The organism is Pacificispira sp., assembly GCF_965228185.1.
Lineage (GTDB): Bacteria > Pseudomonadota > Alphaproteobacteria > UBA8366 > Aestuariispiraceae > Pacificispira.
Genome location: NZ_CBDDHE010000006.1, coordinates 122,000 through 144,730, shown reverse-complemented (window position 1 = coordinate 144,730; position 22,731 = coordinate 122,000). Strand labels below are relative to the sequence as shown.

Genomic DNA, 22,731 nt, shown 5'->3' with positions numbered 1-22,731 from the left:
AGTCAGATGTCGGTCGGGTTGGCCCAGGGTTCCTTGAACGCCGGGACCGGTTCAGTCTGGAACCGTTTAATGACCAATGTGGATGGATCAGGCAAGGCCTCCATGACCGCGCGAATGCGCCGCGCCGCCTGACCGTCGCCGTAAAGCGACCCGTTGGGCCGACCCGATGCGCGGGTTGCGAGGCGGGCCATCAAATTGGCGATCTGATCCGGGTCCGGGGCGCAGTGATGGACGCTGTCTGCGGCCTCCCGCCCTTCCTGACGGTTCCCGACATTGATGACGGAAAGGCCGAACAGCCCGGCTTCGATAATGCCGCTGGAGGAGTTGCCGATCATGGTCGATGCGCGCCGCATGGCGTTGGCATAGAGCCGTGCACCCAGATTGGCGCGATAAACCACCCAGGGCCGTTCCGCGCAGAAGGCGTCGATCACGGGCAGCATTTCCGCGCTGCCGGGATCGGTATTGGGCGCGGTGAACAGAACCGGGTCCTTGTGAACGTCCAGGGCCTTCAGCACGGCATCCAGCGGCGCCGACGGGGTACGGCTGTTGGTTTCCGGATGCACGGTGACCAGACGCAGACGATCCAGCCCGGGCAGGCCGGTCTCGGTCAGGAAATCCCCGTCCGTCATAACGGGAACGGATTTCAACGTGTCCAGGTTTGGGGCGCCGACGATATGGATGCGATCCAATTCTTCGCCCATTCGGAACACCCGCATCGCCGAATGGCGGTTCAGGACGAAATGCAGATGGCTCAGCTTGGTCATCGCGTGGCGCAGGCGCTCGTCCACCGCGCCGAAACTGAGGTCACCGCCCGCGATATGGGCGATCGGCAGATTGAAGGGGATGGAGGCGGTGACGGCAGGGAACATGTCGATGCGGTCCCCCACCACCAGCAACAGATCGGGCGCGGCCGCGGCGATCAGTTCGGCACAGGCGCTCTCAATCTGTCCGGTCCGGTTGCGGCATTCCAGACCGTCCTGTCCGGCGATATCGGCGCCGCCGACATGAACGTCGCACCCGTCCGGCACCGCCGCGCGGCCATAGTCGGAATCCGCCACATGAGACCCGGTCAGGAACACCGTCAGCCGCAGATCGGCGGACTCTGCGATTTCCCGCCAGACCGGCGCAATAATACCGATATCGGCGCGATTGCTGGAAATGCTGAGGATGTGAATCGGCGCGGATCGGGTCATGCCTCCTCCACGCATTCTTCAAAATAGCGCCGGACCCGGCCCGGCCGCAGAGCCGGCGGTTCGGATAGGGGCAGTCCCAGGTGATGCTGAAGCACGCGCCGAGGTTCGTTCACGCCCAGCAAGGTCCGGAAGTAGGTGGTTCCGGAGAAGCGCGGGTTGATTTCGAACGCCATCGGCGCGCCATCGACAATCCGGCACTGAATGTTGATCGGAGCATCCGCCCCAAGCGCGTCCGCGATGCGGCGGCAGTAGTCTTCGACCGATCTGGCTTCCGGGTCGTCGCGTTCCGCCGCAATGGCGGTCCAGGTGTTTCCGTCCCGAAGTTGACGCCGCAAAGGCGTCACCGCATCAACCTTGTCCCCAAGAACCAGGACGCCGCAGGAATACTCCCGGCTTGAATCCGGCAGGAATTGTTGAACCATCATATCGGACGACCCCGCGACGGCGGCGTCGAACTGGCGTTCGGTCTCGACCAGCGCCACGCCCCGGCTGCGGGCGCCGCCGCGCGGTTTGACGATGAAAGGCGATCCGACACGCCTGGCGGCTTCATCGAAACCGATATCCGAAGGGGCGGAGAGAGGGGCATCCAAACCGGCTTCCGCCAACCGCTCGGCCGTAAGCAGCTTGTCTTTGCACACCCGTACAAGTCCAGCATTGGGGACGATCAGCCTGCATCCCGTTCGGGACCGGAACGCGTCGCGCTGTTCCGCCAGTGGAAGGACTTCGAAATCCGCCCCCGCGAACAGAAGTTCGCTGCCGTGTTGAGTCACAAAGCCCGCCAAGGCGTCGAACCATGCGTCCTCGGTCACCGACGGCGAGAGGAAATCGGGCAACAGTCCCCGGCTATCGCAATAGCGGAAACCGAACGCGTCCGCGAAGTAGTCCAGGCCCTGGATGACGACGGGGATATCGGCTTGCCTCAACGATTTCAGGATACCCTGACCGAAAAGCGACCCCGCGCCGGTCACGGTGAGGCGCAGGCCGGTCATTTTCGCAGCAAGTCCTGCAATGCATCCCGGCACCGGCCCATCGTATCCAGATCGTGCACATCCGATCCGATCGAGACGAGCGGGTTGTACTGCCGCACCAGTGCGACCAGCTCCGGCAGGATCGGAGCGTGATACGAATGATTGAACTCGAACGCCATATCCGTATCCCGGATCGCATCCAACAGTTCTTCATAGTATTCCAGCGGGAAACCGCCATGGAACCGCATCGACATGCCGCCGGGATGGGACATGACATCGCCTTTGCCGGCCCGGATTGCGCCGAGGGAAAGGTCCCGCTCCGTCTTGGTGGCCTCGGCCGCGTCCACGGTCTTGGGGCTGATGACGCCGCTGCCGTCGCGCAACGGGAAGGAATGAACGCTGGCCAAGATGATTTCGGCCTTTGCCCGCATATCGTCGCTGATATCCAGATTGCCGTCGAAATCCGTGATCTTGACCTCAAAGCCCCGATACACCGTCAGGTCGGGGAAGTCCTTGGCCTCCCGGTCGATCTCGGCGAAGAATTCGGGATAGTAGGTGCTGGTATGGCGCGCATGTTCGGTGAAGGCGATTTCCCGGACCTTGCGGTCGCTCGCCTTCTGCAGAACCTCACGCACGGTGCCCTTACCGTCCGTCCACAGGGTGTGCACCTGAAAGTCCCGCGAAAGAAGGACATCCGTCAGCGCGTCGAAGCGATAGAATTTAGGGCGGCGATCAGGCCTCATCCAATTCTCCGCGATCGATCAATTCCCCGGCGCTATAGGCCCGCTTTGCCGTTCGGCCGATCAATTCATCCGCGCGCATGGCCGGAATGCCGGTCTCCGGGCGAAGGGCATTCAGCATGCCGGTGGCGAAGGTTTCGCCGGCGGCGACATCCCGCGCCGCACAGACCGACCGCCGGGCTACCAGGGCGACATTCCGTTCGGCCTCCACCGGTTCCTTGCCATGCCGACCCAACGCGGTCTCGATCCTGCGGACTTCGCGCACAAGGTCGGGCAGAAGGTCGAGGGAGAGGGATGCGGCATGGTCCGGACCGGGCAGGGTCGGATCCGGGGAGACGTGCTTTTCGATCAGAACCGCGCCACGGGCGACGGCCGCCAAAGGCGCCGTCATGCCCAAAGTGTGATCGGAGAACCCCGTCGGCAGGTTATAGGCGTCCCGAAGCGCGTCCATGGCGCGAAGGTTGGCGTCCGGCAAATCGGTCGGGTAGGAGGACGTGCAATGCAGCAGCGTCACCAATCCGGGCCGTTCATCGATCCCCGCCTTAGTCCATTCGGCGCGGATGAGGTCCAGGCACGCGCCGACTTCCGCCAAAGTTGCCATGCCGGTCGAAACGATCAGCGGCTTGCCGGTCCGCGCGACGTGACGCAGCAGGAACGGGTTGGTGATTTCCCCGGATGGAACCTTGATGGCCGGCATGCCCAGGCCGAGCAGGAAGTCGACGGAGTCTTCATCGAACGGCGTCGACAGGAAGGTGATCCCGGCCTTTTCGCATTCGGCGGCGACGGTATCGAAATCTTCGCGGGTAAGGCGGACCGAATCCAACAGGATTTCCTGGTCGCCCCAATCGCCGCCGGCCTTCATATAGTCGGCCAGGGGCGCGTTCTTTGCGACGACCGCCGCGGCGGCCTTATAGGTCTGAAACTTGACCGCGTCCGCACCGGCCTCGGCGATCCGGTGAATCAGGTCCACCGCGCGGCCAAGGTCGCCGTCATGGTTCGGTCCGACCTCGGCGACGATGCAGGCGCGTCCGGCTTCCATCAGTAACGGTTTCAAGGTTCCCTCGTCGCGAAATGGTGGTTGCCGGTCGGTCGGGGTTACTCTTCCTCGAAGACAGGCAGGATCGTCGGCGCGTCGTCGCCCAGCAGTTTCTTCAGCCCATCCGAGATCGGGTCGAAGAAATTGACCGGGGTGATGAAGATCGCGTCATAGCCAAGGAGCGCCTGTCGGTTCGGAACATCGATGGGACGATCGATGCCCGGCAGAAACTGGCCCTTCTTCAGATCGTCATTGTCGAACAGGCCAATCTCGACCGTATCGGTGAGGCCGCTGACATTCAGCGTGTTGCACAGACCGACGGAACAGCCGACGAAGGCGACCTTGCGCCAGCCCTTTTCCGCGATAAGGGATTTCAGCCGGTCTAGGTGACGGCGGTAGTTGCGATCGAACCCGTCCAGCAGCGCTTCGGATTCATCCGCCCGTGCAGCCGGGTTCGGGGCGGCTTTTTGGGCCAGGACCTGCAATGCGCCCTTGTAGTTGGCTTCCGCGACGCGTTTCAGACCGACCACTTCCAGGCAGGCATCCAGAGAGGCCGGCGTGAAATAGGACAGATGCTCATGCACGCACAGTCCGAGATCCCCGATGGCGAGGCTCTGGCGGCATTCCGGCAATTTCAGATAGAGACTGGCCTCCGGCGCGAGTCGGTCCGACATGGCCTGCAGGAAGGCGACCGGTTCCGGAACATGTTCCAGCGTGTTGAACGATACGATGACGTCGATCGGGCGGTCGATCGGCGTGTCTGCGCCGAAATAGTCCCGGATGACGGTGATCTTATCCGTGCTGGGTTCATCCACCACGGCGGGGTCGACCAGCAGAACGGAGTCGGCGCCGAACTCCGAAATCATCGTTTCGGCGCTGTACAAAGTACCGCCGCCGACTTCCAGGATGCGCTTGCCCTCGATGCTGCCATAGGTGTCGATCAGACCCTGGATGCTCTTCCGGGCCAGCTCGTTGCCCCAGTCCGACGCTCCGGGCGGTGAGGTGATGAAGTGGTATCCTTCGACGCTATAGGCCGACACCATGCGTGCCACGATGTCCTGGTTGGCCATGCGGACCAGGCCATGATCGCCGATGGTGAAGCCGAACGGGGCGGTCTCAAGATTTGCGTTGGGCTGCGTGCCGAGCCAAATCGGCAAATCTCCAACCTGACAATCCTTCATACTCAATCTCTCCAGCCAGTCGTTCGTCGAGATGGGGGACGGTGCGGATCTACGCCGCAAGAAACGCCTCGACGGCGTCGGTTACGCGGGACAGGTCGTCGTCGCTCAATCCCGTGCTGCAGGGGAGCGAAACAACCCGCCCGGAAAGGCTCTCGGCAACGCCGGCCGAGATGAATTCGGCGCCTTTGTACGCGGGTTGACTGCTGAGTGCACGCCAGAACTTTCGGCTGTCGATGCCCCGATAGTCCAGATGGGCGATCAGGGATTCCGCCACTTCCTCCGTTTCGCAAAGAACGGAAAACAGCCAGTCGTTCCCCTCGCCCCATTGCGGGTTGGGCATCGCTTTCAGGCGAACCCGGGAATCGGTGGACAGAACGGCACGGTAGGCGTCGCCGATCTTGTGCTTGATGGCCTGAATCTCGTCGAAGCGTTCCATCTGGGCTTTGCCGACGGCGGCGTTGAGGTTCGACATTCGATAGTTGAAGGCCGGGGAGTCGTGCCGGTAATCCGTCCCGATCCTGGCCTGGGCCGTCACGTGCCGCAGCCATTTGGCGGCTTCCGCGTCATGGGTCACGACCGCGCCCCCGGCACCGGCGGTGATCATCTTGTTGCCGTTGAAGCTCAGGCAGCCGAAGCGCCCGATCCCGCCGGCCAAACGTCCGCCATAGGTGGCCCCCAGAGCGCCGGCCGCATCCTCGACGACCGGTACGTCACCCGCGACGTCGAGCAACGCGTCCATATCGCAGGTATAGCCAAGCGGGTGGACCGCGACGATTGCCTTTACATTCGGGTATTTTGCGAGCGCCTGGGCGACAAGGGCTGGGTCCAGGGACCAGGTGTCCTGGGTCACGTCGACGAAGATCGGCTTGGCGCCGGTATCGGAGACCGCATTCGCCGAGGCGATGAAAGTCCAGTCCGGCAGAATGACGGCATCGCCCGGTCCGACGCCGCAGGCCAGCAGCGCCATCTTGATCGCAACCGTGCCGTTGCAAACGGCGACGGCGTGTTCCGTCCCGCTCTTGGCGGCGATCATGCGTTCGAAATCCTGGATGAAATGACCCGCGGAGGATACCCAATTGTCCGTAACGCAAGCCTGCAGATACTTGGCTTCGTTGCCGCGCAAATCCGGTTCACTTAAAGCGATGCGGGGGAGCGGTGCGGTCATTCTCGATACGCGTCCTTTCCTGAGGCGGCGTCTCGCGATCAATAAGGCGGAGGCGCCGGCAATTTAGACCGAACGCTTTCTACCAGCTTTTCCACACAAGAATCGACATTCTCCTGATCATAGGAATTCATATCTCTATAGTCGAAACGTCCCATATCGAAAGATTCCGCCGCCAAGGCGTCCAGGAAGCGCCGTCCTTCGGTGCGGATCGCCTCGCTGTCATAGTCGCGGGTGCAGACCGATTTCAGGGCGGGATAGATTTGCGTCTCGTCCGTGATAACCGACACGGAATCCAGGAAATTATACATGTTATGGCGACCGAAACTCAAAACGGGCCGGCCGCTTACCGTCGCCTCGAGCCCCGCCGTTCCCGAAATCGTGCCAATGCCCAGCGATTGTCTGGAGCAGTCCAACCCCATTTGGTCGGTGCGCAGAATGACGACGTTTTTATGTTCCAGAAGCTGTTCGTAGAAACGGGGCGGACGGCGTCCGATCATATTGAACGCCTCCTTGACCGCCAGGACGACGCCGGCGGGCAATTCCCGCGCCAGAGAGGTGATCGCGGCCTGCTGGTACAGGTATTCCGGTGAAATGATCTGCAGCGCGGCTTCCGGCTCGATATGCAGCGGGAAGAAGACGAAAGGCTGGTCCTTCAGGTCGGCGAGCGTCGTCTTGGAAAGCTGGCTGAGGCGCTTGAATTCCCGATAGCTGCGGAAGGGGAGCGAGACCACATCCTGAGGGAGATAGCCTTTCCGGCCCTTTTCGTAACCCCGGATTTTCCAGTATGCGAACTGAGCCGCGCGGTAGCCGGATTTCTTGATGGCGGAAGTCAGACTGCGTTGCTTAAAGAAATCCGTCCGGTTCGCCATATGGGCGTCGTAGGGACGCTGAAGATCCAGTTCCGGCGTCGTGCCCTGCCGTTTCAATTCCGCATAACGCTCGGCGAACATCGGATTTTCGTAATGTTCGTTCCATGCCCAGTAATGCAGGTTCTTGTATCGCGATCCCGCCATGGCCCGGTAGGGAATTCCGACGGCGTTGCAGACGACGGCCGCCTCTTTGTAGGGATTGATGGCAAGGTCGATCTGCTTCGCCTCGAAAGAGTCGAAGAAGAAGGACAGGACCTTGTTATACCCGTTCGCGATCGACAGGGGCGTGGCGTTCTTGGACGTAAAGGACCGCGGATGGTAAAAGCCAGCCGGCGAAAACCCCCTTCCGAGGTGACGGTTCGCGGAGGTCAGGCGCGAATAGGGGCGGCCGATCTTCTCTTCCAGTCGCGCGGCGGTCTTCAGCGTCTCCGCCGGGTCGCCGGGCTGCTCGGTCGCGGCCTGGAGAAGAAAGCCGGCATCCTCGATGCTGTCCAGAAATTCGGATTCCGGTCGCTTGCGGTAGAATGCGACCTGTTCGACGCCGTTGCAGTAGAGATGAATGCGGCACCCGAATTTCGCCTTCAATTCCTTGATGACCGACAGGTGGAACAGGCGGGATTCCGCGCGGGCGAAATAGGCTATGGAGCCTGGAAATTCGGACATTTGGCGCTCTGACTGCGGCTTCGGGACGGTTTGGCGCGTATACTAGCTGGCTTCCGCATTGGCAACCCGACAGGGAGGGACCTCTATCCGTCGGTCGTTTTCTGCGCCACCGTGTCCGTCATCATCAAGCGCGACAGGATTGCCGTGAAAGCGGCCCCGACAACCGGTACCCGGCACAACCCGCCAATCCGCCGCCGCAATCCGATATTGCCGTCATAGTAGGACATCTCGGTCAGGCCCGTCAGGCGTTCCGATGTCACGTCCCGATAGGTCCCGAAATGCCGCCGCAACAGGGATTTGTGTGTACCGGGCCAGCGCAGAAACAGCCCATGCTCGGCGGTTTCGTTGGAGCGGCCCAACGCCTTCAGCACGCGAAGCCAGGCACGGCGCGGAAGAAACCAATGCAGGAACCAGGTCTGCGTGTGAGAATCGTACGGCACCAAACGGTGCGGCACGCTGTGGAGGGCGCGGCCGCCCGGTTTCAGAACCCGCGCGCCTTCCGAATAATACGTATCCAGCACGTCGTCATGGACATGTTCCAGGACCTCCTGGCTGATCAACAGGTCGATGGATTGCGACGCGAAGGGCAGGGTCCGGCCGTCATAGACGAAGAAGCGATCCTCGGGATGTCCCAAACAATTGCGCGTCAGCGCGTTCCAGCGTTCGCAATTGCTGTCATGGACGTCGACGCCGCGAATATCCGTGTAGCCGCTTGCTGCAAGAAAGAGGAGGGTCAGTCCGCCGCCGCACCCTTGGTCCAGAATGGCGATAGAGGACCGGTCCCGATCCCCACGAAGATCGTCGAGGCGTTTCAACAAGGCGGCAAGATGATAGGGCGGCGTGGACTCGTATTTTCCAACCACGGTTCGGAATGCGTCCCAATGCGGGGCGAGGGGCGCGCCATCGGAGGCAGCCTTCGCCAGAGGCGCATAGGCGCTTTTAATCTCGGTCCAGGACATGGGGACGCCGTCAACTCCATTGATTTCGCGAATTCGAACGGGACGGTGTATACGGCAAACGGCGCACCAGGTCCAAAGGCAATAATCGCCCGGCGTGTCCGCCGCGCCGATTTACGGGCCGCATGCCTGGCCGCATACCCATTTGTCATGAATCGGCGTCTATGCTATCCGATCCCCGTATTCATCCAAGTGGCCGACGGCCCCGTTTTCCGGGCCGGTCGCGACGGCGACTTCGCTGCGGCGGGGCCTATCCAGAGAGGTCGATTAATGGCGCCGCCCGTGCGTAAGATCGTACTTGTCGGGCGCTTGCTCACGACTGCGACGCTGCTTGCGGCAGCGCTGTACTATTTTGGCGGCCGGGACTTCGTCGACGATCTGCTGTCGCTTGGCGGTGGCGTTTTCGCCGCAATATTCGGCCTGGTCACGCTCAACATGGCGGTCATTTTCCTCCGCCTGGTCAGCCTGTTTCGGCTGTTCCAATTCGTCCTGCATCCCTGGCGGCTCTACCGCGCGCATGTGGTCGGCCTCGTTTCCGGGCTATTCATCTTCAACATCGCCGGAACCATTATCGGCCGCAATATGGAACTCAGACACGCGGGGGTCAGTGCCTCGGCGGTCGCAGTGCTCAGTACGTTGGAGAAGGGGATCGCTTTGGCGATCGCCGTCGTTTTCCTGTGTGCCGGGGCGGTGGTGCTACTGGGGACCAGGGCGTCGGATTACGCAGATCTGTTCGCCAATTCCTGGCTCTTCGTAGGGACCTTCGGGGTCGCGCTGGCCATTGCCGCGGGCCGGTCCATTTCCGCGCGGACCCTTCGCGCCGGTATGGATGCCGTCACGCGGAAGGCCGGATCCCAGATGCTGACCGTCCTCTTCTATTCGACGGTCAGCCAGGCGATCATGATCTCGGTCTATGCCGGTGCGTTCGCCCTGATTCACCCGGAAATCTCCCTGCTGAGCATCGCCGCCGCCGCCGCCATCGTGAGTTTCGCGGCCAGCATGCCGGTCAGCGTAAACGGATGGGGTGTGCGGGAAGTCACCTCCGTCTTTGCGTTTGGGATGGTCGGGGTGCCGGCATCGGAAGCCTTGGCCGTTTCCGTCGCGGTGGGCGCGTGCTCGACCTTCCTGGTGCTGCTGAGCGGCGCCACCCTGGCGCTGGAACCGGCATCGGTAAAAGCGCACCGAATTCACAGCAATAAATCCGAAACCGGCTCGCGCGGCCGACGGTCGATGCCCGGGAAGGATGCCTATCTGAAAGTCGTCGCTATTGTTCTACCGGTCATTTGCGGCGTCGCCCTGTTCTTCCAGATGCATATCCGGCTGTTCGGCAGCGACATCGCGATAAACTTTTCCGACGCGACCTCCATTCTGGCATTGGCGGTGATTGCCGCCTTGGCGATGACGGGCGCGCGACTGCCCGTGCGTTTGCCAAGGACCGCGCTTCTGTGGTTGGCGGTGCTGACCGTCTTAATTGTCGGAGCGTTCCTGATCGGCGCATTCCGTTTCGGGGTGACCCCTTGGGCTTTGAACAATCGGCTCGCGGGTTGGGTCATCCTTCTGGGTTATGTCGGGGTCGGCGCTCTGTTCGTCGGTGTTTGGGGACGCCGTGCGACCCGCCGGTTCGCGGAGTTCCTGGCATATGCCGGTGTCGCAACCGTTCTTGCGACGATCGTCGGGGTAAAGATCCTGCCGTGGTTCGGGTTCGAATCGCTGTCCGGGAGTAATTTCGAAGGCTTCTCGGCCAATCGCAACGCCTATGCGTTCCAGCTTCTGATCACCCTTGTCCTCTTCTGGGCAACCCAGCCGATGCGACGGGGACGCCTGAACCGAATAACGGCGGTCGTTGTGGCGGGAATTCTGGTGCTGGGGATATTGCTGACGGCGTCCAAGGCGGGGATTCTGTGCTTGGTTCTACTGGCCCCCTTCGTCGTTCGCTGGAACCGGTCGCTGCTGAAGGTGATGCTGCCTTTCGTCGGGGCCGGCGCCATCTACTATGGAATCGGTTTCTTCAATGATTTCAGCGCGACCGGTTTCGATATTGCCGAAGCGGTCGATCGTGTGATCCGGCGGTTGAATGTGGAGGGCGTCCTGGAAAGGCTGGATTCGGTCCAGGACGGTATCGCGCTCTGGCAGGACTATCCGATTTTCGGCGCGGGTCTGGGACGGTTCATTCACTGGATGATTGAGGAGACCGGCCGACCGCTCGTCATTCATTCGATACCGGTCTGGGTTCTGGCGGAGTTTGGCCTTGTCGGATTTGCCGGGATTATCCTGCTGCCCTCGCTATGGGTGGCCCGCTTGGCCTTCGCGCCGCGCGGATGGGAAACGCGGCCGCTGCGGATTTTTGGCCTTCTCTGGCTCATGTTTCTGGTATTCGGTCTGGTCCACGACATTTTCTTCCAACGGATTTTCTGGTGCGCCGCCGGGGTGACCTTGGGGTCCTATGCGTTCTCCCTGTATCGGCGCTATCGTCCTTTGCCCGCCCGACCGAAGGTGCTGCATGTCATCACCAGCCTGAACCGGGGCGGCGCGGAGCGGATGCTGGTCGGGCTGCTGGGCGCCGGCAAGGACAAGGAAGACGCTGTCGCGGTCTCATTGATCTCGAATAGCCTCATGACCGAAGAGGCACGGGCGACCGGGGCCCGGGTCTATGAACTCGGGTTCCGGCAATCGAAACCCAGCCTGTGGGGCCTTGTCCGTCTGATCGGAATTATCCGCCGAGAGAAGCCGGACGTTGTCCAGGGATGGATGTATCACGGTGATCTCGCCGCCTTGATCGCGCTGTATCTATCGGGTCGAAGGGCCGTCACGCGCCTTGCCTGGGGCATTCGCTGTTCGGATATGGACCTTTCCAATTACGGGTTCGCGTTGCGTTGCGTGGTGAGGCTGTGCACACGGTTCTCCCGGCTTCCGGACATCGTAATCGCAAACTCCTGGGCCGGGCTTCGCGTCCATATGGCGCTTGGATATGAACCGCGCTGGTACGACGTCGTCCCCAATGGAACTGATATCGAGCGGTTTCGTCCGCAGCCGGAAAAGCGGCATGAAATGCGCGCGGCCCTGGGCTTGCCGCTGGAAAAGCGCGTTCTGGCGCTGGTCGCCCGGGTCGATCCGATGAAGGATCACGACCTGGCCCTCCGGATCGCGCGTGCGGATCCCGCCCTCCATCTGCTCTTGGTCGGAAAGGGGACAGAAACCCTCGACTTACCGCCGAACGCCACCGCTGTGGGACAACGGGACGATGTGGAAGACGTCCTGGCCGCGGCGGATGGCCTGTTGTCCAGCTCGGCCTATGGGGAAGGGTTCTCCAATTCGATCGTCGAGGGCATGGCGGCGGGACTGGCGCCCATAGTCACCGATATCGGCGATTCGTCGATGATCGTGGGGGATACGGGATGGGTCGTGCCGCCACGGGATGAGGCCGCGTTATCGGCCGCCGTGCGGGCGTTTCTGGAAATGCCCGATGCGGAACTGGCGGCGCTGCGGGCTAAGGCCCGGCTGCGGGTGATAGAGCGTTTCACGCTGCCCGTTGCGGTCGATCGGTTCCTGGCGACGTATCGTGAAATTCCGTCGGTGCCGCATGCCCAAGATTTGCCGGCGGATCCAATGTTCAAAAGACAGGAAGCTTCGATCTCATGACCATATTGCTCGCCAGTACCGCCGATTCCGCCGAATCCTGGAGCAAGGGCCTGCGGGACTGCGATCTTTCGATGCCGCTGCGAGTGTGGCCCGACACTGGGCCGCTGGAAGACATTCGTTATGCGATTGTCGCCAAACCGCCGGCGGGTCTTTTGGCCAGCCTGCCGAATCTGGAGGCGATCCTGTCCCTATGGGCAGGGGTCGATCACATAACCAGCGATCCGGACTGGCCGAAATCGGTGCCGATCTACCGGATGATCGAACCCGGCCTGACCGGGGGAATGGTGGAATTCGTCCTGTCCCAGGTACTGAATCTCCATCTCAACAATTATGAGATGGTCGACGCGCAGCGCCGCAAGGATTGGCTGCGAGAGCCGCGCGGCGCGTTCGGGTTGGAACCGATGATCCCCGATCGGACCATCGGTGTTCTGGGCTTGGGCGAGATGGGACTGAACACCGCCGAAATGCTGCATCGCGTCGGCTTCAACGTGCTGGGCTGGGCACGCAGCCCAAAAACATTGGCGGGCGTCGAATGCCTGACCGGGCAGGACGGGTTGGACGCGCTGCTATCCCGCAGCGACATTCTGGTCAATCTGCTGCCGTTGACCCCGGAAACCGATGGACTGTTGGATGCGACGACGCTTCGCAAGCTGCCGCGTGGGGCCGGACTCATCAATACGGGGCGGGGACAGCATGTCGTCGATGCCGACCTGATTCAGCTCCTGGATGACGGCCATCTGTCCCGCGCCGTCTTGGACGTGTTCCACGTTGAACCTCTGCCGTCGGATCATCCGTTCTGGGACCATCCCAAAATCACGATCTATCCTCATATCGCCAGTGTAACCCGGGTGAAGACGGGTGTCGTATCGCTGGCGAGATCGATAGAGAAACTGCGGTCCGGTACTGCGCCGGACGGGTATTACGATCCGGACAGAGGTTACTGACCGTCCGCCCAGCCGCAGCGCTGGAACGCTGCGCGCATCGTTTCCGGGACCGGCGCTTCCGCGCGGATCGGATCCTTCTTGGGATATAGCGGCAGTTCGACCGATCTGGCATGAAGATGCAGAGGGATGTCGGAATCCGCCGCGCGGTCTTCCGGTGTGCCATACCAGGGGTCGCCCAGAATGGGATAGCCCGACTGGGCGCAATGGACCCGAATCTGGTGGGTGCGGCCTGTCTTTGGCGACAGCTCCAGCCAGCATAGCCCGTCTTCGGACAGGCCCCGGACCCGGAAATCGGTGATGGTTTCCTGTCCGCCCTTGTCGACGACCATGCGCCAGCCGCCGGATTTCGTTGAGGTCTTCAGAAGCGGAAAATCGATACGCCCCGCCTTTTCCGGCGGCATGCCGCGCACGACGGCCCAATAGGTCTTGCGCACGCGTCCGTCGGAAAACAGCTTCCCGACCCGCCGCAGTGCCTTGGTATGCCGGCCCAGAACGAGACACCCGGACGTGTCGCGGTCCAGCCTGTGAGCCAGGGCGGGCGGTTTCGGCAGGCCGAAGCGCAAGGCGTCGAAGCAGTCCTCCAGAGACGGCCCGCCGGCCGGCCCGGCGTGAACGGCTACTCCCGCCGGTTTATCGACGATCAGGATAAGGCCGTCACGATAAAGAATGTCGGGCGAATTCGGTGGATTGGGCAAGTCCGGATCCCATGATGTCGTGACAACCGCCGATCAGCTTGATGCCTACCGACAATTCTAGTCAATTGTGTGCCAGCGTTAGTCGGCGTTTAACTATTTGTCGATAAGCCTTCAAGCGGTCCTGATCGGGGCACGCTTTCAAATCTGTTCCTCTGTTCATGCTGCGGACTGTCCGTCCCGGCATCCAGCCATTCATGTGGGGTTGCAATGTTGACGTTTTCGAACATCCGGATTTCGCGCAGAATCTACGGCGGATTCTCTGTTGTCCTGGCCTTGTTGCTTGGGCTGACGGTCGTATCCGGGACCAGCTTGATTGCGTCCGGTACAACCTTCGAAAAGTTCGAAGTTCTCTCGTTCCAGACGTCAAGGATCGGCGAAATTCGGGCCGAGATGTTGGAGGCCCAGAACACGGTACAGCAGTATCTGAGCGAGCCGTCCGAGACGCTGGCGCAGGCTGTCGCCGAATCCGGTGACAAGGTCCTTTCCCGCTTGGCGGAAGTTTCATCCCTGTCGGAATCGGACGAAGAGCGTGCCGCCTTGGACGCGGCGGAATCCGATTTGCAGGCTTACCTTGCCGCATTCCAGCGTCTGACCGCGCTGGAGGCAAAACGGGCGGAACTTGTCGCCCGGGCTGAAATGGTCGGCATCGACATGGGCGCCAAGATGGCCGAACTGATCCGCAGCGCCTTCGAGGAGTATCTGGCCGACGTCGCCTATCTGGGGGGTGAGGTTCAGAGCAACATCCTGTCGATGCGCCTTGCCGTCGCGGCGTTCGCGCTGAACCCGGATGACGCGGCTTATGCGGAAGCCAAGGCTCAATCTGCCCAAATGGTCGAGAACCGCGAGAAGCTGGTGGAACAGGTCTATGACGAAAATCGAGCGGCACTCGCCGAACAGGTCGGTGGCCTGCGGGAGCAATATGACGCCTTGATTGTGGAACTCTATGACACCGTTCAGGCCCGGCGCGCGCTGGTCGATCAGGAGTTGGCCATTCTGGGCTCGCGGCTGGTTGACTCCATGGCGCGCATGAACGCCGACATCACCGATAGCCAAGGGGTGCTGGGCGAGGAAGGGCAACACACAATCGAATCCGCGATCGTCCTGACCGCAATTGTCGCAACGCTCAGCATCGTCCTGGCGGCACTCGCCGCCTGGGTGATCGGAAATGGGATCGCGGGGCCCATCCGTTCGATTACCGACGCCATGACCGGATTGGCCGGCGGCGACCGCCAGACGGAGATCCCGGGAACCGAACGCAAAGACGAGATCGGTGCGATGGCCGCCGCCGTTCAGATCTTCAAGGAAAATATGCAAAAGGCCGACGATCTGACCGCCCAACAATTGGAAGAGGCACGCCGTCGCGAGGCGCGCGGCAAGAAGATCGAGGAAGGCACCCAGCGGTTCGACGCCGCCGTCGCGGAACTGCTGAACATCTTCACATCGTCGGCGACGGAAACGGAAGCGACCTCCGCGACGATGGAGCGTTTGGCGACGGAGACGAGCGAGCGGGCGACGGCGGTCTCTGCCGCTGCCGAGCAGGCGACGGCCAATGTGCAGGGCGTTGCGGCCGCGGCGACGGAAATGTCCCAGACGGCGTCCGAGATCAGCCGCCAGGTCTCTCAGTCGTCACAGATTGCCGCGCGTGCCGTCGATCAGGCGCAGCGGACCAATCAGCAGATGAACGGTCTGTCCTCCGCCGCACAGAAGATCGGTGAAGTGGTGAAGCTGATTTCGGATATTGCCGAGCAGACCAACCTGCTGGCCCTGAACGCGACCATCGAGGCCGCCCGGGCGGGCGATGCCGGCAAGGGCTTCGCGGTGGTCGCCAACGAGGTGAAGAGCCTCGCGACACAGACCGCCCAGGCCACCGGGGAGATCAGCCAGCAGGTTTCGGAAATTCAGAGCGAGACCGGTGCGGCTGTCGGTGAGATCGAAACCATCGCGGCAACGATCGACGAGATCAACCAGATCACCGCCGCCATTGCCGCCGCAATGGAAGAACAGAGCGCCACCACGGACGAGATCACCCGCAATGTCGAGCAGGCCGCTGCCGGGGCGCAGGACGTCACGGCCAATATCGTGGAGGTCACCCGCGCGGCATCGGAAACCGGTCAGGCCGCAGGCGAGCTGACCTCGGTCGCGTCGGACCTGAATGTTCGGGCGGACGAGTTGAAACGACTGGTCGAGTCTTTCCTGTCGGAAGTGCGCGCGGTCTGAGGCTCAAGAAAATTGGCCGGGGATCTAGCCCCCGGCCATTTTCGGCAGAATGAAGACTTCGCTGTCCGGTTCGATCTTCTGGAACCGGTCGAGCCGATAGAGGGTGCCGTCGACCGACACGGTCACCCCCTTTTCCAGGATCGGCTTCAGCTTCGGGGCCGCCTCGCCCAGCGCGGTCAGCATCCGGTCGATATTGGGCGCGTCGATATCGAATTCCTTGCGCCCCTCGGCCAGACGGCTCAGCGAGCCCCACAGGATTACTTTCGCCATGTCACTCCGCGGCAAGCGGCGCGGCCTGCTCCTTCATCAGTTTCAGGAGACGCGGCGGCGACATCGGCAGTTCTTCCGGACGCGCCCCGACAGCGGCGGCCACCGCATTTGCGATGGCGCCCAGCGGCGGCACGATGGACGTCTCGCCGACGCCCCGGACGCCGTAGGGATGGCCCGGATTGGGCACTTCGACGATCTGGGTATCGATCATCGGCAGGTCCGATGCGACCGGGACCCGGTAATCGAGGAAGCCCGGATTCTCCATCACGCCCTTGTCGTTGTAGATATATTCCTCGTTCAGGGCCCAGCCGATGCCCTGCACGGCGCCGCCCTGCATCTGGCCTTCGACATAGGCCGGGCTGACGGCCTTGCCGGCATCCTGCACGATCAGATAGCGCAGAATGGTGATCCGCCCGGTGCCGCGGTCCACCTCGGCATCGACGACATGGGTCGCGAAGCTGGGACCGGCCCCGTCGGCGCTGATCTCGTAGTGACCGGCGATCGGGCCGCCGGTCTCGCCGGCCTGTTTCGCGATTTCCTTGATGGTCAGGGGCGGGAACTCGCCGGCATTCGGCCCGGCGGGCACGGCGGCGCCGTTTTCCCATTTCACCGCGTCGGCGGCGATGCCCCACATCTTGGCCGCCCGTTCGCACAGAACCTTCTTGGCATTGCGCGCGGCTTCGATGGTGGCTAGGCCGCTGGCGAAGGTCACGCGGCTGCCGTCTGTGACATCGTTGAAGCCCAGCGATCCGGTGTCGGCGATGATGGTCTGGACATGGTGATAGGGGATGCCCAGCTCTTCCGCCGCCATGGCGCACATGGACGCGCGGCTGCCGCCGATATCCGGCGTACCGACCGACAGGGCGACCGTGCCGTCGATGTTCAGGTTCAGCGTCACCGCCGTCTGGCCGCCGAAATTGAACCAGAAGCCACAGGAAACGCCCCGGCCCTGGTTCGGCCCAAGTTTCACGGAGTAGTTTGGGTGGGCCTTGGCCGCTTCCAGTGTCTCGACCAGGCCGATATCGCTATAGGTCGGGCCATAGGACGACCGCGATCCGGATGTGGCCGCGTTCTTCAGGCGGAAATCGATCGGGTCCATGCCCAGGGCGTAGGCCATTTCCTCGATCACGCTTTCCACCGCGAATGCGGCCATCGGCGCGCCGGGCGCACGATAGGCGGCCTGTTTCGGCCGGTTGGTGACGACGTCCCAGCCGATGGCCTTGATCGCTTTTGGCTGATAGCAGGCGAAAGCGGCCATGGCGCCCATCGAAACGGGAGAGCCGGGGAAGGCGCCGCCCTGATACTTCAGTTCGGATTCCGCCGCCGTGATCGTGCCGTCCTTCTTGGCACCGATCTTGACCCAGATGGCGCTGGAGGCCGTCGGCCCGGTGGCACGGAATACCTCGTCACGGGTCATCACGATCTTGACCGGCTTGCCCGCCTTGCGCGACAGGACCAGTGCGACCGGTTCGATGAAGACGGTTGTCTTGCCGCCGAACCCGCCGCCGATTTCCGACGCCGTGACACGCAGCTTGGACACGTCCATGCCGGCGATCTGGGCACAGACGTCGCGGACCATGAAATGGCCTTGCGTGCAGCACCAGATCTCGCCCGATCCGTCGCCCGAGACATTCGCCAGACAGGCATGCGGCTCGATGTAACCCTGGTGGGCTGCGCCGGTCCGGAATTGACGTTCGATGACGACATCCGCTTCGGCGAAGCCTGCTTCGACATCGCCATGGCCCAGTTCCAGACGCTCCGCGATATTGGTCGGCTTATCTTCGGCACCGTCGACGCCTTCGGTCCGCAGATGGTCGTGCAGGATCGGCGCGTCGTCGGCCATGGCCAGTTCGACGTCGACGACATGGGGCAGGACCTCATAGTCGACCTCGATCAGGGACAGGGCCTTGCGGGCCACACGCGGATTGACCGCCGCGACGGCGGCGACCGCGTGCCCGTCATACAGCGCCTTTTCGCGCGCCATGACGTTGTAGCGGATATTGGTCAACTCGCCGTCCGCCAGAACCGCCGGATTGTCCGGAAAGTCGTCGCGGGTGACGATGGCCTTAACACCCGGCAAGGCCGCGGCCTTCGACGTGTCGATGGAGCGAATGCGGGCGTGGGCGTGCGGGCTGCGCAGGATCTTGGCGTGCAGCATGCCCGGCGCGGACATATCGGCACCGAACTTGGCGCGGCCGGTGACCTTGTCGACGCCGTCCGGGCGGTTGTGGCGGTGGCCGACGACCTTGAACGGGTTCGGGGCGATGTCGCGATCAAGCGGCATTGCTTTCTCCTCTCATTTCGGCGGCGGCGGCCTGCACGGCGCGGATGATCTTGTCATAGCCGGTGCAGCGGCAGAGGTTGCCGGCCAGCCAGTAGCGGATTTCGGTTTCGTCCGGATTGGGGTTCTTTTCCAGCAACGCCTTGGCGGCGACCAGGATTCCCGGTGTGCAGATGCCGCATTGCAGGGCCGCATTGTCCAGGAACTGGCGCTGCAGCGGGTGCAGCGTTTCGCCGTCCGACATGCCCTCGATGGTCGAGACGCTGCGGCCTTCGGCCTCTGCGCCCAGCACCAGGCAAGAACAGACCGGGCGGCCGTCCAGCATCACGGTGCAGGCGCCGCAATCCCCGGTGCCGCAGCCTTCCTTGGATCCGGTCATCTGCAGCCGGTCCCGCAGGACGTCCAGCAACGTCTCTTCGGCGTCGCAGAGATACTCGACGGTATCGCCGTTGATCTCGGTGGTTACATGAACCTGACTCATTGGTAATCCTCGCTTATCGATTGGCCAGCGCGCGTTCCAGCGCGATCTTGGCGGTGCGTTTGGCGAGCGTACCCGCGATTTCGACGCGGAACTCGACGGTCCCGCGCTTGTCGTCGATCGGTGTCGCGGCAGCTGAACAGGCGGCGGCCAAAGCGTCCAGAGCGTCGTCGTCGACCTTGGTGCCGATCAGGGCCTTGGCGGCGTCCGCGACCAGCAGAACCTTGGCCGACACTGCGCCCAGAGAAACCCGGGCGTCGGTGCAGGTGCCGCTGCCATCGACCGTCAGGCAGATGCCGACGCCGACGACCGCGATGTCCATTTCCGTGCGCGGAATGAAGCGAAGATAGGCGTCGCCGGTACCCTTCGGGCGGGCCGGCAGCAGGATCGATTCGACGATCTCGCCCTTCGCAAGATTGGTCTTGCCCGGTCCTGCCACGACATCTTCGACTGGAATGTCCCGCGTGCCGTTCGGACCGGTCACACGTGCCGTCGCCGCGGCGGCGACCAGGGCGGGGACGCTGTCAGCAGCGGGCGACGCGTTGCACAGATTGCCCGACATGGTGCAGCGGCCCTGCACCTGGGTCGATCCGATAAGGCCGGCCGCCTCGCAGACGCCGGGCCAGCCGGCAACGGCATCGGCATGTTCGTTCAGCGCGGCCGTCGGCACTGCCGCGCCGACGCGCAGTCCGCCGCCTTCCGGCGTAATCTGGCCGAGAGCGCCGATCCGTTTCAGGTCGACGATCAAATCCGGTTCGATATGGCCGGAACGCAGACGGACCAGCAGGTCCGTACCACCCGCCAATACGTGGGCCCGACCGGATTCCCCGGCCAGCAGCGCGACGGCGTCCTGCACCGTCGTCGGACTCTCAAATCGCATCTATGTCACCTCTGAATGCCGAAGGGCGTTTCGTCCCGAAACCGACGGAACACCATGTTCAGTCCCAAGTGTGGCGTTTCCAATACCCTGGTTCAAGCCGCAGAATTCTCAACCCGACTTGAACCGGATGCTCTATTTCCGCATGCACGCGCCCTGGGGATCATGCGGCGATGCCGGAATGACGCGGGCGGTGCGTTCGACCCCAACGATATGGACAGACAGCTCGGTGCCCAGCTCCAAATAGTCCGGTTCCAACAGGGCCATTGCCAGGCTCTTGCCGACGGTATGGCCAAACCCGCCCGACGTCACGTAACCGACACGCTTGCCGTCCTTCCAGATCGGTTCGTACCCCGACGCATCTGCGCCGTCGGAATCGACCTCCAGCGTGACGAGGCGCAGCGGGGCAGTGTTCCCGTCCTTTTCCTGACGGGCGGCATCCTTGCCGTGGAATTCACCCTTGTCCCAGGCGATCCATCGGTCCATGCCCGTCATGCCCGGCGTCCGGTCCTGCATGAATTCCGCGTTCCAGATGCCGAAGCTTTTCTCCAGGCGCAGGGAATTCATCGCATAGAAACCGAACTCTCGGATTCCGAATTCCGCCCCGGCTTCCAGAAGCATCTCGCGCAAGGCGATATGTTCCAGCGCGCCGCAATTGATCTCGTATCCCAGCTCGCCGGTTACCGACATGCGCGCGACCTTGGCGCGGATCAGCCCGACGTCCAGGGTGCGGCAGCCGAAGATCGGGAAGGCTTCGTTGCCGACATCCTGATGGGTCAGTTTCTCCAGAACCCTGCGGGAATTCGGACCGGACAGAGAGAAGCCGCAGGTCGCGTCGGAAATGTCGCGGACTTGCACGTCGCCTTCCAGATGGTCGTTGAACCAGCGCATATGCCATTGGCGCAGGTAATAGGATCCCATCACCCACCAGGACCCGTCGCCCCAGTTGAACACGGTCAGATCGCCCTTCAGCTTGCCTTCCGGCGACAACATTGGGGCCAACCGCGCGCGTCCGGGTTTCGGCAGGCGGCTCGCCATCATCCGGTCCAGCCAGGCTTCCGCGCCCGCTCCGGTTATTTCATACCGGGAGAAACCGGTGATATCCAACAGGCCGACATTCTCGCGCACGGCCTTGCATTCTTCCGCGACGATGGGGAAGGCGTTGGACCGTTTAAGTGTGGGGGTTTCCTTGAACCCTTCCGGTCCGAAGACCAGAGGGACTTCCAAGCCCCAGCTGTTGCCCCACTGACAGCCCGCGGCGGTCATGCCGTCATAGGCGGGGGCTTTCTTCAACGGCCGTCCGGCAGGAAGTTGCTCGTTCGGATAGGTCATCACAAAACGGCGGGAATAGAACTGGCCCGTCGTCTGCTTGATGTATTCCCGGTTTGAGGTAAAGGCACCGTACCGGGCGATATCCATGGGCCAGGCATCGGCCTCGGTATCGCCATGGATCATCCATTCGGCCAGGGTCTTGCCGACGCCGCCGCCCTGCAGGAAGCCCGCCATGACACCGCAGGCCAGCCAGTAATTGCGCATGCCGGGAACAGGCCCGACCAGCGGATTGCCGTCCGGCGAGAAGGTGAAGGCGCCGTTGACCCAGCGCTTCACGCCGACCTCCTGAAGGCAGGGATAGCGGTTGAATCCCATCTCCAGTTCTTTCTCGATCCGGTCAAAGTTCTCCTGGATCAGTTCGAATCCGTAATCCCAGGGCGCACCGTCCATATTCCAGTGCTGATGGTTGACCTCATAGATCCCCAGCAGCACGCCTTTCTGGTCCTGGCGCAGATAGGTGAAGCCTTCCAGATCGACCGTCATCGGTACTTCGAAATCCAGTGCGGCGACTTCGGGGATGTCGTCGGTGACCAGATAGTGATGTTCCAACGGCGACAACGGCAGATCCAGTCCGACCATGCGGCCCACCTGCTTGGCCCACAGGCCGCCGGCATTGACCACATGTTCGGCGTGGATCGTGCCTTTTTCGGTGACAACGTCCCAGCTGCCGTCCGGGCGCTGGATCAGTTCCTCGACCTTGTTGTGCTCGATGACGTCGGCGCCGCGCAGCTTGGCGGCCTTGGCATAGGCGTGAACGGTGCCGGTCGTGTCGATATAGCCCTCACGGTCCGCCCACAGGCCGCCGATCACGCCGGTAATGTCCATGATCGGGCATTTTTCCTTCACCTCCTGCGGCGTCATCAGATAGCAGTCTTCGATGCCGATGGTCTGGAAGATGCGATAGGCGGATTGCAGCCATTCCCAGCGGTTCGGGTCCGCCGCGACGGTAATTCCGCCGGTCATGTGCAAGCCGATATCCTGACCGGATTCCTTCTCGATTTCGGATAGAAGGTCGATCGTATAGGCCTGCAGCGCCGCCATGTTCGGGTCGGCGTTTAGCGCGTGGATGCCACCGGCGGCATGCCAGGACGAGCCCGCCGTCAGGATCGAGCGTTCGACCAAAGCAACATCGGTCCAGCCAAATTTGGCTAGATGATACAGAACGGATGCCCCGACGACCCCACCGCCGACGACGACCACGCGATACGAAGATTTCATTCCCCGACT

General features: G+C 62.5%; 17 protein-coding genes. 3 read left to right on the top strand and 14 right to left on the bottom strand.

What is annotated here, in order from left to right:
- Positions 1 to 2: 2 nt before the first annotated feature.
- From neuC to ACO06O_RS11375, 8 genes are all read right to left on the bottom strand, one after another.
- Positions 3 to 1,193, bottom strand: coding sequence for a UDP-N-acetylglucosamine 2-epimerase (neuC, locus tag ACO06O_RS11410; RefSeq protein ID WP_421879772.1), 1,191 nt, complete (start codon positions 1,191 to 1,193; stop codon positions 3 to 5).
- Positions 1,190 to 2,182, bottom strand: coding sequence for an ATP-grasp domain-containing protein (locus ACO06O_RS11405; RefSeq protein WP_421879769.1), 993 nt, complete (start codon positions 2,180 to 2,182; stop codon positions 1,190 to 1,192). Before ACO06O_RS11405 ends, neuC begins: the two co-directional genes overlap by 4 nt.
- Positions 2,179 to 2,904: a PHP domain-containing protein gene (locus ACO06O_RS11400; protein WP_421879766.1), complete on the bottom strand. Its 726-nt coding sequence runs from the start codon at positions 2,902 to 2,904 to the stop codon at positions 2,179 to 2,181. The genes ACO06O_RS11405 and ACO06O_RS11400 overlap by 4 nt, the downstream gene beginning before the upstream one ends.
- Positions 2,894 to 3,955 carry an N-acetylneuraminate synthase family protein gene (locus ACO06O_RS11395; RefSeq protein WP_421879762.1) on the bottom strand — a complete coding sequence of 354 codons (1,062 nt, stop codon included), beginning with the start codon at positions 3,953 to 3,955 and terminating at the stop codon, positions 2,894 to 2,896. The genes ACO06O_RS11400 and ACO06O_RS11395 overlap by 11 nt, the downstream gene beginning before the upstream one ends.
- Before the next feature lie 41 nt (positions 3,956 to 3,996).
- Positions 3,997 to 5,118: a class I SAM-dependent methyltransferase gene (locus ACO06O_RS11390; protein ID WP_421879758.1), complete on the bottom strand. Its 1,122-nt coding sequence runs from the start codon at positions 5,116 to 5,118 to the stop codon at positions 3,997 to 3,999.
- Positions 5,119 to 5,167: 49 nt separating this feature from the next.
- The gene (locus tag ACO06O_RS11385; RefSeq protein WP_421879755.1) at positions 5,168 to 6,283 is read right to left on the bottom strand and encodes an aminotransferase class I/II-fold pyridoxal phosphate-dependent enzyme; all 1,116 of its coding nucleotides are present in this window, start codon (positions 6,281 to 6,283) and stop codon (positions 5,168 to 5,170) included.
- A gap of 38 nt (positions 6,284 to 6,321) precedes the next feature.
- Positions 6,322 to 7,815 (bottom strand): hypothetical protein, encoded by a 1,494-nt coding sequence (locus ACO06O_RS11380; protein ID WP_421879752.1) that lies wholly within the window; start codon positions 7,813 to 7,815, stop codon positions 6,322 to 6,324.
- Positions 7,816 to 7,898: 83 nt separating this feature from the next.
- Entirely contained in the window at positions 7,899 to 8,774 is an 876-nt protein-coding gene (locus ACO06O_RS11375; protein ID WP_421879749.1) for a methyltransferase domain-containing protein, read from the bottom strand.
- 279 nt (positions 8,775 to 9,053) lie between these two features.
- Between ACO06O_RS11375 and ACO06O_RS11370 the strand changes: the two genes are divergently transcribed.
- Together ACO06O_RS11370 and ACO06O_RS11365 are read left to right on the top strand one after the other, a co-directional pair.
- Positions 9,054 to 12,410 carry a glycosyltransferase gene (locus tag ACO06O_RS11370; protein ID WP_421879746.1) on the top strand — a complete coding sequence of 1,119 codons (3,357 nt, stop codon included), beginning with the start codon at positions 9,054 to 9,056 and terminating at the stop codon, positions 12,408 to 12,410.
- Complete coding sequence (locus ACO06O_RS11365; RefSeq protein WP_421879744.1) at positions 12,407 to 13,354, top strand: 2-hydroxyacid dehydrogenase; 948 nt, start codon at positions 12,407 to 12,409, stop codon at positions 13,352 to 13,354. Before ACO06O_RS11370 ends, ACO06O_RS11365 begins: the two co-directional genes overlap by 4 nt.
- Here the strand turns inward: ACO06O_RS11365 and ACO06O_RS11360 are convergent.
- Positions 13,348 to 14,049 (bottom strand): RluA family pseudouridine synthase, encoded by a 702-nt coding sequence (locus tag ACO06O_RS11360; protein ID WP_421879741.1) that lies wholly within the window; start codon positions 14,047 to 14,049, stop codon positions 13,348 to 13,350. The two genes, ACO06O_RS11365 and ACO06O_RS11360, sit on opposite strands and share 7 nt — an antisense overlap.
- Before the next feature lie 207 nt (positions 14,050 to 14,256).
- Between ACO06O_RS11360 and ACO06O_RS11355 the strand changes: the two genes are divergently transcribed.
- Entirely contained in the window at positions 14,257 to 16,266 is a 2,010-nt protein-coding gene (locus ACO06O_RS11355) for a methyl-accepting chemotaxis protein (RefSeq protein WP_421879739.1), read from the top strand.
- Between the two features lie 24 nt (positions 16,267 to 16,290).
- Here the strand turns inward: ACO06O_RS11355 and ACO06O_RS11350 are convergent, their stop codons facing one another.
- From ACO06O_RS11350 to ACO06O_RS11330, 5 genes are all read right to left on the bottom strand, one after another.
- Positions 16,291 to 16,536, bottom strand: a complete 246-nt coding sequence (locus ACO06O_RS11350; protein ID WP_421879737.1) for a MoaD/ThiS family protein — start codon at positions 16,534 to 16,536, stop codon at positions 16,291 to 16,293.
- A 1-nt stretch (position 16,537) separates the two neighbouring features.
- A complete protein-coding gene (locus tag ACO06O_RS11345; protein ID WP_421879734.1) occupies positions 16,538 to 18,820 on the bottom strand; it encodes a xanthine dehydrogenase family protein molybdopterin-binding subunit in 2,283 nt (760 codons plus the stop codon).
- Entirely contained in the window at positions 18,810 to 19,298 is a 489-nt protein-coding gene (locus ACO06O_RS11340) for a (2Fe-2S)-binding protein (RefSeq protein WP_421879731.1), read from the bottom strand. Before ACO06O_RS11340 ends, ACO06O_RS11345 begins: the two co-directional genes overlap by 11 nt.
- A gap of 13 nt (positions 19,299 to 19,311) precedes the next feature.
- Complete coding sequence (locus ACO06O_RS11335) at positions 19,312 to 20,175, bottom strand: FAD binding domain-containing protein (RefSeq protein WP_421879728.1); 864 nt, start codon at positions 20,173 to 20,175, stop codon at positions 19,312 to 19,314.
- A 132-nt stretch (positions 20,176 to 20,307) separates the two neighbouring features.
- Positions 20,308 to 22,722, bottom strand: coding sequence for a GcvT family protein (locus ACO06O_RS11330; RefSeq protein WP_421879725.1), 2,415 nt, complete (start codon positions 22,720 to 22,722; stop codon positions 20,308 to 20,310).
- Positions 22,723 to 22,731 lie beyond the last annotated feature (9 nt).